Annotated in this window: 14 protein-coding genes; 12 read left to right on the top strand and 2 right to left on the bottom strand. The window is 70.6% G+C overall.

What is annotated here, in order from left to right; translation table 11 throughout:
* The first annotated feature begins 1 nt into the window (after position 1).
* The 12 genes from JHY01_RS02295 (at position 2) to JHY01_RS02240 (ending at position 11,235) form a co-directional block, all read left to right on the top strand.
* Positions 2–943, top strand: a complete 942-nt coding sequence (locus JHY01_RS02295; protein WP_374199478.1) for an RluA family pseudouridine synthase — start codon at positions 2–4, stop codon at positions 941–943.
* Between the two features lie 225 nt (positions 944–1,168).
* Positions 1,169–2,269 carry a chromosome partitioning ATPase gene (locus tag JHY01_RS02290; RefSeq protein ID WP_205323961.1) on the top strand — a complete coding sequence of 367 codons (1,101 nt, stop codon included), beginning with the start codon at positions 1,169–1,171 and terminating at the stop codon, positions 2,267–2,269.
* A 73-nt stretch (positions 2,270–2,342) separates the two neighbouring features.
* A complete protein-coding gene (locus JHY01_RS27185; protein WP_205323960.1) occupies positions 2,343–3,071 on the top strand; it encodes a DUF2567 domain-containing protein in 729 nt (242 codons plus the stop codon).
* 45 nt (positions 3,072–3,116) lie between these two features.
* Positions 3,117–4,427 (top strand): histidinol dehydrogenase, encoded by a 1,311-nt coding sequence (hisD, locus tag JHY01_RS02280; RefSeq protein ID WP_205323959.1) that lies wholly within the window; start codon positions 3,117–3,119, stop codon positions 4,425–4,427.
* Entirely contained in the window at positions 4,424–5,566 is a 1,143-nt protein-coding gene (locus tag JHY01_RS02275; protein ID WP_205323958.1) for a histidinol-phosphate transaminase, read from the top strand. Before hisD ends, JHY01_RS02275 begins: the two co-directional genes overlap by 4 nt.
* The gene (gene hisB, locus JHY01_RS02270; protein WP_205323957.1) at positions 5,563–6,171 is read left to right on the top strand and encodes an imidazoleglycerol-phosphate dehydratase HisB; all 609 of its coding nucleotides are present in this window, start codon (positions 5,563–5,565) and stop codon (positions 6,169–6,171) included. The genes JHY01_RS02275 and hisB overlap by 4 nt, the downstream gene beginning before the upstream one ends.
* Positions 6,168–6,326 carry a hypothetical protein gene (locus tag JHY01_RS02265; protein WP_205323956.1) on the top strand — a complete coding sequence of 53 codons (159 nt, stop codon included), beginning with the start codon at positions 6,168–6,170 and terminating at the stop codon, positions 6,324–6,326. Before hisB ends, JHY01_RS02265 begins: the two co-directional genes overlap by 4 nt.
* 9 nt (positions 6,327–6,335) lie before the next feature.
* The gene (gene hisH, locus JHY01_RS02260) at positions 6,336–6,953 is read left to right on the top strand and encodes an imidazole glycerol phosphate synthase subunit HisH (protein WP_205323955.1); all 618 of its coding nucleotides are present in this window, start codon (positions 6,336–6,338) and stop codon (positions 6,951–6,953) included.
* Complete coding sequence (priA, locus tag JHY01_RS02255; RefSeq protein WP_205323954.1) at positions 6,950–7,678, top strand: bifunctional 1-(5-phosphoribosyl)-5-((5-phosphoribosylamino)methylideneamino)imidazole-4-carboxamide isomerase/phosphoribosylanthranilate isomerase PriA; 729 nt, start codon at positions 6,950–6,952, stop codon at positions 7,676–7,678. The genes hisH and priA overlap by 4 nt, the downstream gene beginning before the upstream one ends.
* 17 nt (positions 7,679–7,695) lie before the next feature.
* Positions 7,696–8,097 (top strand): Rid family hydrolase, encoded by a 402-nt coding sequence (locus tag JHY01_RS02250; RefSeq protein WP_205323953.1) that lies wholly within the window; start codon positions 7,696–7,698, stop codon positions 8,095–8,097.
* Between the two features lie 306 nt (positions 8,098–8,403).
* Positions 8,404–10,167 (top strand): methylmalonyl-CoA mutase family protein, encoded by a 1,764-nt coding sequence (locus JHY01_RS02245; RefSeq protein WP_205323952.1) that lies wholly within the window; start codon positions 8,404–8,406, stop codon positions 10,165–10,167.
* 273 nt (positions 10,168–10,440) lie between these two features.
* Positions 10,441–11,235 carry a SigB/SigF/SigG family RNA polymerase sigma factor gene (locus JHY01_RS02240; protein WP_205323951.1) on the top strand — a complete coding sequence of 265 codons (795 nt, stop codon included), beginning with the start codon at positions 10,441–10,443 and terminating at the stop codon, positions 11,233–11,235.
* 104 nt (positions 11,236–11,339) lie between these two features.
* Here the strand turns inward: JHY01_RS02240 and JHY01_RS02235 are convergent, their stop codons facing one another.
* Together JHY01_RS02235 and JHY01_RS02230 are read right to left on the bottom strand one after the other, a co-directional pair.
* Complete coding sequence (locus tag JHY01_RS02235) at positions 11,340–11,918, bottom strand: hemerythrin domain-containing protein (RefSeq protein WP_205323950.1); 579 nt, start codon at positions 11,916–11,918, stop codon at positions 11,340–11,342.
* A 109-nt stretch (positions 11,919–12,027) separates the two neighbouring features.
* Entirely contained in the window at positions 12,028–12,585 is a 558-nt protein-coding gene (locus JHY01_RS02230) for a hemerythrin domain-containing protein (RefSeq protein WP_205323949.1), read from the bottom strand.
* Positions 12,586–12,745 lie beyond the last annotated feature (160 nt).

The raw sequence follows: 12,745 nt of genomic DNA, 5'->3' as shown, positions 1-12,745 counted from the left end.
TGTGGCCGCGCGCCAGACGCGCGCGCTGCCGGTCCCCGAGGGCTTCGAGGGACAGCGGGTCGACCAGGTCGTCTCGCGCCTGCTGGGCCTGTCCCGGACCGTGGCGGCCGAACTCGTCGCCGCCGGTGACGTCACCGTCGACGGGGCGCCGTGCCAGACCAAGTCCGAGCGGGTGACCGCCGGGGCCTGGCTCGAAGTGGTGCTCCCGCCGCCGCCGGACGACCTGCTGGTGCGGACCGTCGAGCCCGTCGAGGGCCTCGAGGTGGTGTTCGACGACGACGACATCGTGGTGGTCATGAAGCCCGTCGGGGTCGCGGCGCACCCGAGCCCGGGCTGGACCGGCCCCACGGTCACGGGCGGCCTCGCCGCCGCCGGGTACCGCATCTCTAGCCACGGGCCCGACGAGCGGCAGGGGATCGTGCACCGCCTCGACGTGGGCACCTCGGGTCTGATGGTGGTCGCCAAGAGCGAGGCCGCGTACTCGGAGCTCAAGCGCGCCTTCAAGGAGCGCCGGGTCTCGAAGCGGTACCGCGCGGTGGCCCAAGGGCATCCGGACCCGCTCTCGGGGACGATCGACGCCCCGATCGGGCGGCACCCGCGCCACGACTACAAGTGGGCGGTCGTGGCCGACGGCAAGCCGAGCGTCACGCACTACGACACGATCGAGGTCTTCCCCGGGGCGTCCCTCATGGAGATCGGTCTGGAGACCGGCCGGACCCACCAGATCCGGGTGCACTTCTCGGCCCTCGGGCATCCGCTCGTGGGCGACTTGACCTACGGCGCCGACCCGACGATGGCCGAGCGGCTGGGCCTGACCCGCCAGTGGCTGCACGCGTTCCGCCTGGAGTTCGTGCATCCGACGCAGGGCCGGACGGTCACCTTCACGAGTGATTACCCGGCCGACCTCGAATTGGCACTGGCGCGGTTGCGAGACGACTCCTAGGGAGCCACTAGACTCTGATCATACGCTCGCGGCATCGTCGCTCCGGGCGTAACGCACGCCTCACCCCCGGGCCCCGCAGGCCCGCGATTCGCAACGGGCCTTGAGGGATCGTCGTGATCTAATAGTCGCGGGTGGTAATGGTTTCCGGTCGGGGTGGCGACGCTCGAGAGTCGGCTTGAGAGCAGCTGCGAGCCGCAGCTTGGTCCGCCCGAGAGGAGGTTGTGAGTGAACACGCCCGAAGCTTGGAACAACGACCGGTCAGACGGTTCCCGTTGGCAGAAGCTCCTGGGACGTCGCGGGCGCGCCGGTGCCGCCCAGCAGACCCCGACGCCCCCGCCGCGCGAGTCCCATCCGCCGTCACCGCCGGTCGGTCCGCCGCCCGGCCAGCCCCACTACTCGGTGCCCACCGCGGGGCGCCGTCCTCCCGTGGCCACGCAGACGCCGCCGAGCGCCGCGCAGCTCGCGGGCCAGGCGCGCCCGCCCCAGCAGGGCCTGCCGCCGCAGCCGCGCCGCCAGCAGCACACCGAGCCGAGCCCCGTCGCGCTGCAGCGCCTGCGCCGCGACCTGGGCCGCAGTCGCGTCATCGCCTTCATCAACCCCAAAGGCGGCGTGCACAAGACCACCGCCACCGTGCTCTCGGCCGCCGCCATGGGCACGGCCCGCAACGGCGGCGTGATCGCCTGGGACGACAACGAACTGCGCGGCACGCTCGGCCTGCGGGCCGGGTCGGCGCGGCACGGTCGCACCATCCGCCACCTCGTGGAGCACCTCGACCAGGTCGAGGCCGCCGGGGTGCACCTGCCCGAGCACCTCGACGAGTTCCTGCGCCACTCCTCCGACGGCTCCTTCGACGTCCTCGCGGGCGATGAGGACCCGAAGCTGCAGCGCCGCCTCGACCCGACCACGGTCCTGCGGGTGCTCGACATCCTCACCCGCACGCACGGCATCGTCTGCATCGACACCGGCAACAACGTGGAGTCCCCGAACTGGCGCACCGTGGTCTCCTCGGTCGACCGGCTCGTGGTCACCACCGTGCCGCGCGAGGACGCCGCGTTCTCCGCGGACTGGATGCTCGACCACCTGGAGGAGGGCGGTTACGGCGACCTCGTCAAGAACGCGGTCACGCTGCTCTCCATGCCGACCCCGAACCCGGGGCCGCTCCTGAACGACCTCCAGCGGCACTTCTCGCAGCGCACCCGCGCCTGCGCGGTGGTGCCGTACGACCCGTCGCTCGAGCCGGGCGCGAAGATCGAGTTCTCGGCGCTGCGGCCGGAGACGCGCGCGGCGTGGTTCGAGGCCGCCGCGACCATTGTCGACGGTTTGTAGCCGACACGTTCCGCACGGTTCGCTCCCGTACATCCCTGCCGGGCGCGAGCATCGCTGTGGCAGGATTCCAGGCGTGACTGACGACGCCGAACGCACTGTGAACCTCCGGCCGGGCGACAGCGCGGGCACGGGAGGCGCCGCCGTCGGCCCCGACCCCCGCGGCAGCGCCTCGGAGGCGGGCGGCGACGCCAACGTCTACGGCGGGCGCACGCGCTCGGAGCGGACGATCGGGCGCGACCTGCTCGCCGCCGGGCTCCTCGCCGTCGTCCTGACCGCGATCGGCCTCCCGGCCGCGATGCTGTGGCAGATCCTCACCCCGCGGGTCGAGTTCGTCGTGGTCGAAGGCGGCTGGGCCTCGACCGAGGCCTATCCGAGCGGCTACGTCGAGGGCGACCTCGCGTTCGCCGCGATCGGCCTGGTCCTCGGCATCCTCGCGGCGATCGTCGTTTGGACCGCGATGCGCGAACGCCGCGGCCCGATCCTCCTCCTCGGCCTCGTCATCGGCTCGATCGGCTGCCAGGTGGTGGCCTGGAAGATCGGCGCGAACGAATGGCAGCGGTTCTGGGACTCGGTCGAGCGCGCGCCCGTGGGCGCCCACATGTGGCGTCCGCCGTCGGTGCTGTTCGTCGAGCTCGACCCCGCCGCGGCGTGGGCGGCGCTGAAGGTCGGCAACTTCACAACGGCACTCGACTCGCTCCAGCTCGGGGCCCTGGCGGTCATGGCCCTCGCCGCGACCTTCACTTACACCGTCTGCGCTGGTTGGTCACGTCGGTCCAGCCTTCGAACGGACGCTCCCGAATAGCGGTATGCCTTTTGACCTGGAAAGCCGGGCAACTACGCTTGGGGCGTGCTCAGACGCATCGATCTTTCAGGAGAAGTACCCGGTTACGAGTCCCGCGCTCTCAGGGAGCTGATGCCGCGCGCCGCCTTCGACGTCAACGAGGCCCTGCGCTCGGTCCAGCCGCTGATCGACGACATCAGGCATCGCGGCACCGCCGCGGTGGTGGAGATCGTCGAGCGCTTCGACCATGTACGCCTGGAGCACCTGCGCGTTCCCGACGCGGCGATCAAGACCGCCGTCGAGGAGCTCGACCCCGACCTGCGCCGCGCCTACCAGACCTCCATCGACCGGGTGCGCGCCGCGCACGAGGCCCAGCGCCTTCCCGAGGTCGTCACCGAGGTCGCGCCCGGCGGCACCGTCACCGAGCGGTACCTGCCGGTCGGCCGCGTGGGGCTGTACGCGCCCGGCGGCCTCGCCGTGCTCGCCTCCTCCGTGATCATGAACGCCGTCCCGGCCCAGATTGCCGGAGTCGGCTCGATCGCGCTCGCCTCACCGTCGCAGAAGAACAACGGCGGCCTGCCCGACCAGGGCATCCTCGCCGTAGCCGGGATGCTCGGCATCGACGAGGTCTACAGCGTGGGCGGACCGGCCGCCATCGGCATGTTCGCGTACGGCACCGAGGAGTGCGCGCCGGTCGACATGATCACCGGCCCGGGGAACATCTACGTCACCGCCGCGAAGCGGGCCGTGCGCGGCCTCGTGGGCATCGACGCCGAAGCGGGGACCACCGAGATCGCCGTGATCGCCGACGCGACCGCCGATCCGGCGCACGTGGCCGTGGACCTCATCAGCCAGGCCGAGCACGACCCGGCCGCCGCCTCGGTGCTCATCACCGACTCGGCGGACCTGGCCGACGCCGTGGACGCCGAACTCGTGCGCCGCGTGCCCGGCACCCGCCACGCCGGGCGCATCCGTACCGCGCTCGCGGGGGAGCAGTCAGGGACGATCCTCGTCGCCGACATCGACGAAGCCGTGGCCGTCGCCGACGCCTACGCCGCCGAGCACCTCGAGATCCAGACCGCGGACGCCCGCGAGGTGGCGCTGCGGATCCGCAACGCCGGGGCGATCTTCGTCGGCGCCTACTCGCCGGTCTCCCTCGGCGACTACTGCGCCGGGTCGAACCACGTGCTGCCCACCGGCGGCTGCGCGCGCCACTCGGCCGGGCTGAGCGTGCACACGTTCCTGCGCGGCGTCCACATCATCGACTACAGCCGCGAGGCCCTCGCCGTCGTCGCCGACGACGTGGTGGCCTTCGCGAACTCCGAAGACCTGCCTTCGCACGGCGAGGCCGTGTCCGCGAGATTCGAGCAGTCATGAGCGAGATCGAGAACCTGCTCCGCGAGGACCTGCGCGGGCAGTCGCCGTACGGTGCGCCGCAACTCGACGTGCCGGTGCAGCTGAACACCAACGAGAACGCGTTCGCCATCCCCGACGAGGTGGCGGCCGTGGTCGCCGAGTTCATCGGGCGCGAACTGCGCGGCCTCAACCGCTACCCCGACCGCGACGCCGTCGCGCTCAGGACCGACCTCGCCGCGTACCTCGGGCACGACCTGACGGTCGACCACGTGTGGGCCGCCAACGGCTCCAACGAGATCCTGCAGCAGCTGCTGCAGGCCTTCGGCGGCCCGGGCCGCACCGTGCTGGGCTTCATGCCCTCGTACTCGATGCACCCGCTGCTCGCCCGCGGCACCGGCACGACCTTCGTCGACGCCGGCCGCGAATCCGACTACACGCTCAGCCCGCAGTACGTGCGCGAAGCGATCGAGCGGCACGACCCGGACCTGGTCTTCCTCGTGTCGCCGAACAACCCGACCGGGACCGCGCTCGAACCCGACGTCATCGACGCCGCGTACGAGGCCGCCCGGGGCATCGTCGTCATCGACGAGGCCTACACCGAGTTCGCCCGCGACCCGCGCTCGACCGCGTTGAACCGCTTGGCGGGACGCAAGCGCCTCGTCGTCACCCGCACGATGAGCAAGGCGTTCGCGTTCGCCGGGGCCCGCGTCGGCTACCTCGCCGCCGACCCCGAACTGGTCGAGAAGCTGCTGCTGGTGCGCCTGCCGTACCACCTCTCGAGCATCACTCAGGCCGCCGCGCGCGGCGCGCTCGCGTGCGCCGCCCAGCTCCAAGCCGAAGTGGACGAACTCAAGCACCAGCGCGACCGCATCGTGAAGAACCTGCGAGCCAAGGGACTCCCCGTCGCCGACTCCGACGCGAACTTCGTGCTCGTCGGCGGCCTCCGCGACGCCGCGGCGGTCTGGCGCGCCATCCTCGACCGGGGCGTGCTCATCCGCGACGTCGGCCTCCCCGGCCGCCTCCGGATCACCGCCGGGACCGAGGACGAGACCACCGCGCTGCTCGACGCCTTCGACCAGGCGATCGCGCAACGACCCGATCTGTTCGACAGTGCCTCCGAACAGCAAGCCTCCGAATCGCGACAGGAGCAACAACCGTGAGCCGCACCGCGCACATCGTCCGCACCACCGGCGAGACCAGCGTCGACGTCTACGTCGACCTCGACGGCACCGAGAAGACCGTCGACATCTCGACCGGCGTCGGCTTCTACGACCACATGCTCCACCAGCTCGGCAAGCACGGCGGCTTCGACCTGAAGATCGCCGTCAAGGGCGACCTGCACATCGACGCCCACCACACGATGGAGGACACCGCGATCGCGCTCGGCCAGGCGTTCGCCGAGGCCCTGGGCGACAAGGCCGGCGTGGTCCGCTTCGCCGACGCCTCCGTGCCCCTCGACGAGGTGCTCGCGCGCGCCGTCGTGGACCTCTCGGGCCGCCCGTACATGGTCCATGAGGAGCCGATGGACATCGCGCCGATGATCAGCACCGACTACCCGACCTCGATGACCCGCCACATCCTCGAGTCCTTCGCGTACCACGCCCGGATCTGCCTGCACGTGACCGTGCTCCGCTCCTCCAACCCCGGCCAGAAGCCCGACGCGCACCACGTGATCGAGGCCCAGTTCAAGGCCCTCGCGCGGGCCCTGAAGTACGCCACCCGCATCGACGGCACCGACATCCCGTCCACCAAGGGCGTGCTGTGAGCTACGCCGGACCGATCCTGCTCATGGCGCTCGCCGGGATCCTCCTCGGCGGCTCCCTCTCCTTGCGCAAGAACGAGAAGTTCGCCGCCGCGATCATCGTCGCGGTCGTCGCCGTCGCCGCGTTCCTCGGCGGCGCGTACCTGATCTACGGCTAGGGGGACCTGATGGCGAAACCTACTGTGGCCCTGTTCGACTACGGCTCGGGCAACCTCCGGTCGGCCTTCCGCGCCCTGGAACGCGCGGGCGCCGACGTCGAACTGACCAGCGACCTCGACACCGCCCGCCGCTCCGCCGGGCTCTTCGTGCCCGGCGTGGGCGCCTACGCCGCCTGCATGGAGGGCATCCTCAAACACGGCGTCGACACCGTGATCCGCGAACGGGCCGCCGCCGGGGCGCCGGTCCTCGGCGTCTGCGTCGGCGAGCAGGTCCTCTTCGAGGAAGGCGTCGAGCACGGCGTCCGGACCCGCGGCGTGGGCGTCTTCGAAGGCCGCGTGGAACTCCTCGCCGCCCAGCGCATCCCGCACATGGGTTGGAACACCGTCGAAGCCGACCCGGGCATGCGCCTGTTCGCCGGGATCGACCCCGCGGAGCGGTTCTACTTCGTGCACTCCTACGCCGCCAAGACCGTGCCGCCGGGCGCGCTGGCCGCGATCTGCACCCACGACGAGCCGTTCATCGCCGCCGTGGAGCGCGGCTCCGTGGCCGCCACCCAGTTCCACCCCGAGAAGTCCGGCGACGCCGGGTACGCACTGCTGTCCAACTGGATCAAGGGATTGTCATGACCGAACTTCAGCTCCTTCCGGCCGTCGACGTGACCGGAGGCAAGGCCGTCCAGCTCGTGCAGGGCGTGGCCGGTTCCGGCAAAGCGTACGGCGACCCGATCGAGGCCGCCCTCGAATGGCAGCGCCAGGGCGCCGAGTGGCTGCACCTGGTGGACCTCGACGCGGCCTTCGGGCGCGGCACGAACCACGGGCTGCTCGCCGAGGTCGTGTCGAAGGTGGACATGCAGGTGGAGATCTCCGGCGGCATCCGCGACGACGAGACCCTCAAGCGCGCCTTGGACTCCGGGGCCCGCCGCGTCAACATCGGCACCGCCGCGCTCGAGAACCCGGAGTGGTGCGACCGCATCTGCGGCGAGTACGGCGACCGCGTCGCCATCGGCCTCGACGTCAAGGGCGGGCGCCTCGCCGCGCGCGGTTGGACCCGCGAGGGCGGCGAGCTCTTCGAGACCCTGGAGCGCCTCGAGCGCGCCGGGTGCGAGCGGTACGTCGTCACAGATGTGAACAGCGACGGGATGCTCTCGGGCCCGAACCTGGACCTGCTGCGCTCGGTCTGCGATGCCACCGACAAGCCCGTGATCGCCTCCGGCGGGGTCTCCTCGCTCGACGATCTGCGCGCCCTCGCCGGCCTCACGGGCATCGGCGTGGAAGGTGCCATTGTGGGAACGGCGCTGTACGAGCGTAACTTCACGGTCGCTGAGGCGTTGAACCTGTTGAAGGGACTGTAACCACCGGGGAGGCGCGCATGGCATTGGTCGAACGGGTACCGGAGACCGGTCCGTGGGCGCAGCTCTACGGCTACTCGCGCGCCGTCGCGGTGGGGCCGTTGGTGGTCACGAGTGCCTGCACCGCCGATGTCGAGGCGCGGCCGCATCTGAAGGGCGACGCCGCCGGGCAGGCCCGCGAGGCCTTCCGCACGGCCCTGGACGCGATGGTCCACGCCGGGGCCGGCGTCTCGGACGTGGTGCGCTCCCGCCTCTATGTGACCGACCCGGCCCACGCTGACCCGGTGGGCCGGGTCCACGGCGAGTTCTTCGGCGTCGTCAAGCCGACCGCGACCGTGGTGATCGTGTCCGGACTCTTCCACCCCGGCCAGATCGTGGCCGTCGAACTCGAGGCCTTCCGCGCCTGGCGCGACATCGACTGACGCGACCGCGATTCGCGTTGCGCGCCATGTCGGACCCTTCCGTCAGACTGGTGCGGTGCCCAGCGACGGTTCGCCACCTTCGCCGAGACTGAGCGGGCCCCGAGCGCCCGATTCGCGCAGACGCCCCCGTATCGCATGCGATGATCCGAGGAATCGCGCCGCTGTGCACCTGAACGATCGTTCAGTAGTATGGGCCTTGAGCCTGACCGAGGCTCGCCGGAGCGGTCGCATCGGAGTTCGCGGGCCACGAGCCCGCGGGAACGGCGAGGCCGGCGCGGCAGGAACGACCGAAAATGGGGTGTCACCGTGGACGCTGAGTCGATCGCCGAAGGCCGTGAGCGCTGGGCGAAGCGCTATGCCTCGGCCGCCAAGCGCGAGGCCGACTTCACCACCCTCTCGGGGCTGGAGACCGAACCGGCGTACGGCCCGCCCGAAGGCGTCGCCGACCCCCGCATGGCCCGCATCGGCTGGCCCGGCGAGTTCCCCTTCACCCGCGGGCTCTACCCCACCGGCTACCGCGGCCGCCCCTGGACGATCCGCCAGTTCGCCGGCTTCGGCAACGCCGAGCAGACCAACGCCCGCTACAAGATGCTCCTGAAAGCCGGCGGCGGCGGCCTCTCCGTCGCCTTCGACATGCCCACCCTCATGGGCCGCGACTCCGACGAGCCCGCCTCCCTCGGCGAGGTCGGCCACTGCGGCGTCGCCATCGACTCCACCGCCGACATGGACCGCCTCTTCGACGGCATCGACCTCGGCGGCGTCACCACTTCCATGACCATCTCCGGGCCCGCGATCCCCATCTTCTGCATGTACCTCGCCGCCGCCGAACGCCAGGGCGTGGACATCTCCACACTGGACGGCACGCTCCAGACGGACATCCACAAGGAGTACATCGCCCAGAAGGAGTGGCTGTTCCCGCCCGAACCGCACCTGCGCCTCATCGGCGACCTCATGGAGTACTGCTCGCACAACATCCCCCGCTACAAGCCGCTCTCGGTCTCCGGCTACCACATCCGCGAAGCCGGATCCACCGCCGCGCAGGAACTCGCGTTCACCCTCGCCGACGGCTTCTCCTATGTGGAACTCGGCCTCTCGCGCGGCCTCGACGTCGACCGCTTCGCCCCCGGACTCTCGTTCTTCTTCGACGCGCACATCGACTTCTTCGAGGAGATCGCCAAGTTCCGCGCCGCCCGCCGCATCTGGGCCCGCTGGCTCCGCGACGTCTACGGCGCCAAGACCGACCGCGCCCAGTGGCTCCGCTTCCACACCCAGACCGCCGGCGTCTCCCTCACCGCGCAGCAGCCCTACAACAACGTCGTGCGCACGGCGGTCGAAGCCCTCGCGGCCATCATGGGCGGCACGAACTCCCTGCACACCAACGCGCTCGACGAGACCCTCGCGCTCCCCACCGACCAGTCCGCCGAGATCGCCCTGCGCACCCAGTCGGTGCTGCGCGACGAGACCGGCGTCCTCAACGTCGCCGACCCGCTCGGCGGCTCCTGGTACGTCGAGGCCCTCACCGACAAGATCGAGGCCGAGGCCGAGAAGCTCTTCCTCCAGATCCTCGCCCTCGGCGGCGAGGCCGGCACGGACCCCGCCGCGGTCGCCACGGACGCCATGCGCACCGACGCCGCCGCACGCTCCGCCGACGGGGCCGCCCGCCACGAGATCGGGCCCGTCACCTCCGGCATCCTGCAGGGCATCGAAGACGGCTGGTTCAACGCCGAGATCGCCGAGGCCGCGTTCACCTACCAGCAGCAGCTCGAAGACGGCACCAAGCACATCGTCGGCGTCACCGAGCTCCACGACACCGTCACGCCCGACCTCGAGATCCTGCGGATCTCCGGCGACATCGAACGCGAGCAGAACGCCGTGCTCGGCCGCCGCCGCGCCGGTCGCGACAACGCCGCCGTCGACCGCGCGCTGGCGGCGATCGTCACGGCGGCAAAGGGTTCGACGAACCTGATCGAGCCGATTCTGGAGGCGGCCCGCGCCGAGGCGACGCTGGGGGAGATCTGCGGGGCCCTGCGCGAGGAGTGGGGCGAGTACCGCGAGACCACCGGCCTCTGAGGGTTTCGGCCATGCGCCAACGGTTTTTCTGGTTGCGGTGACGCTGGGCACATCGGGAGGTTTCGGCACGACCGCTCCGGGGTACCTGAACCGGCAAGAACAGTGAAATTTGGGATGAGTGCCCCTTGGAATCCCGTATGCAGCTTGAAATCCGAAATTCACTATTTCTATCATTGCCTTTGGCTCTCAGCCAGCCTTACAATGAGAAGCGTCAGGGCCCCGGATGGGGCGACATGCTTCAACCGATGTCCACACGGACTGGAGGGCGATCGCATGGCAGACAATCGATCAGGCAGAAGGCAAGGTTCGGACGAGTACGGCCACCTCACGCCGCTGTTCCGGGAGCTGGCCTCCCTCGACGAGGGCGACCCGCGCCGAGCGGAAGTCCGGGAGCAGCTGGTCACCGGCCACCTTCCTCTGGCGGAGCACATCGCACAGCGGTTCGCGGGCAAGGGCATCGCGAAGGACGACCTCGTACAGGTCGCCTCGGTCGGCCTCATTCACGCAGTGGACCGCTTCGACCCCGACCAGGGGGCGGATTTCCTCTCCTACGCGGTGCCCACGGTGATGGGCGAGGTGCGCCGGCACTTCCGCGACACGAGCTGGCCGATGCGCGTCCCGCGCCGGCTGCAGGAACTGCGGATCGCGTTGAACCAGGCGGGCGGCGAGCTGTCGCAGCGCCTCGGGCGTCCGCCGTCGGACGAGGAGATGGCCGAGCACCTCGGCACCACGGTCGCCGAAGTGCAGGAGGGCTACGAGGCGCGGCAGGCCTACCGGGCGGTCTCGCTCGACGAGCCGCCGTTCGCCGACGGGGAGCGCGCGACGCTCGCCGAGTCGGTGGGGGAGGACGACGCCGCGCTCGAACTCGTCGAGAACCACGAATCGCTCGTGCCGCTCATCCAGGAGCTCCCGCAGCGGGAGCGCAAGATCCTGGCGCTGCGGTACTACGGCGACATGACGCAGACGCAGATCGCCGAGGAGGTGGGCATCTCGCAGATGCACGTCTCGCGGCTGCTCCACCGGACGCTGGAGGATCTGCGCGACGGCATGGACAAGACGTCCCGTTAGGGGGTTCGTCCGAAGATCAGACTATGGCGCCGGAGCGGCGGGCTGGGGCCGGCCGCTCCGGCGGCTCGTCCGGTCGCTCGCCGCCGTGTCGGCCGCTCCCGGGCTCAGACCTCGCGGTGGCTCAGTGTGTCCCGTATCTTGTCGATGAAGCCGATTCCGGGCCCCAGGATGAGGTTGCCGGGCGGTTGGTGGGGGGCGTTCGGGTGCGGGCGGGTGGGCGCGAACTCCTTGGCGGCCAGCACCTTGTGGCCGAGGTCCTGCAGCTCCTCCTCGTCGCAGGCCTCGCGCAGGCGCGGCAGGAGCGTTCGCTCCTCCTCGTCCATGTGGTGGCGGACGTCCTCGATCATCTGCTTGACGAGCCGCTCGAAGTGCGGGCTCTCCGGGCCCAGCCCCTCGAGGTCCTTCATGACCTCCTCGGCCTCGGCGTGCTCTTCGAGTTCGTGGTCGACGATCTTGTCGCCGTCAGGGAGTTGGGACCTGGCGGCCGGGTACATGAACTGCTCTTCGGCGACCTCGTGGCGGATGATCTCGGCGATGACGTGGTCGACGAGATCCTTCCGGCCGATGGCGTGCCCGGTGTGGCTTTCGAGCTCGACGAAGGCGGCCTCGAACTCGCGGTGGTCCTTGACGATGACGTCGATCAAGTCGGTGTTCGGCCCGGCGTTCTGCTCGGTGTGCGGCATCGGTCCTCCTTGTACGGTCCGCCGGTTGCGTACCCCTGCCTTCGGGGGCGAAACCCGCGGCGTCACGCGTCCGGTCCGGTCCCGCCGGGCCTGGCCGGACGTTCGCGGATCACAGTGCGCCGGGGCGGATCGAATCGCGGATCCGGTTGATGAACCCGGGGCCCGGTTCGAGCACGCGGTCGACCGGAAACGTTTCGGCGGTTCCCGGATGCGGCCGGGTCGGGGCGGTCTCCCTGACCCGCACCAGCTTGTCGCCCATCGCCTCGAGCTGCTCCTCGGTGCAGGACTCCTGGAGCCGGGGCACGAGGTTGTGCTCCTCGTCCTCGGCGTGGTGACGGTAGCCGTCGATGAATTCGCGCAATCGGTCTTCGAAGTGCGGGTGCCCGGGACCGAACACTTCGAGGTCCTTCATGAGGCTGTCGTTGCGGTGGTGCTCGTCGATCTCGTGGCGCACCAGTGCCTTGCCATCGGGTATCTGTCTGCGGACCTCGGGGAACACGTACCGCTCCTCGGCGGTCCACTGGCGGACCACTTCGGCGAGGGCGTGGTCGGCCAGGCCCTTGCGGTCGCCGGGGCGGCCCTGGCGCGACTCGAGTTCGCCGAAGACCCCCTCCATCCTCCGGTGGTCCTCCGTGAGCACCTTGATCACGTTGTTCTCGCGCGTCATGGCTGCCTCCTCGGCTAGATCTCGGGCATACCCGGGGCGGTGCCGGTGAAACCCGCCGAAGCGCCGTTCGCGCGCCGCCTCCCGGCCCCGCGGCACGCCTTCGACGACAACGCAGCGACGCCGCGGCGTCGCTGCGTCGTCGTCGCCTCCTGTGACGGTG

This window comes from Glycomyces sp. YM15 (assembly GCF_016918015.1).
Classification (GTDB): Bacteria; Actinomycetota; Actinomycetes; order Mycobacteriales; family Micromonosporaceae; genus Glycomyces.
Note: the sequence above shows the minus strand (reverse complement) of the source record. Positions and strands in the feature narration are given on the sequence as shown.

Bases quoted from the DNA above. Each gene is read 5' to 3' on its own strand.
- JHY01_RS02275 (WP_205323958.1), top strand. From the start codon at position 4,424: ATGAGCGAGATCGAGAACCTGCTCCGCGAGGACCTGCGCGGGCAGTCG.
- hisH (WP_205323955.1), top strand. From the start codon at position 6,336: ATGGCGAAACCTACTGTGGCCCTGTTCGACTACGGCTCGGGCAACCTC.
- priA (WP_205323954.1), top strand. From the start codon at position 6,950: ATGACCGAACTTCAGCTCCTTCCGGCCGTCGACGTGACCGGAGGCAAG.
- JHY01_RS02250 (WP_205323953.1), top strand. From the start codon at position 7,696: ATGGCATTGGTCGAACGGGTACCGGAGACCGGTCCGTGGGCGCAGCTC.
- JHY01_RS02240 (WP_205323951.1), top strand. From the start codon at position 10,441: ATGGCAGACAATCGATCAGGCAGAAGGCAAGGTTCGGACGAGTACGGC.
- JHY01_RS02235 (WP_205323950.1), bottom strand. From the start codon at position 11,918: ATGCCGCACACCGAGCAGAACGCCGGGCCGAACACCGACTTGATCGAC.
- JHY01_RS02230 (WP_205323949.1), bottom strand. From the start codon at position 12,585: ATGACGCGCGAGAACAACGTGATCAAGGTGCTCACGGAGGACCACCGG.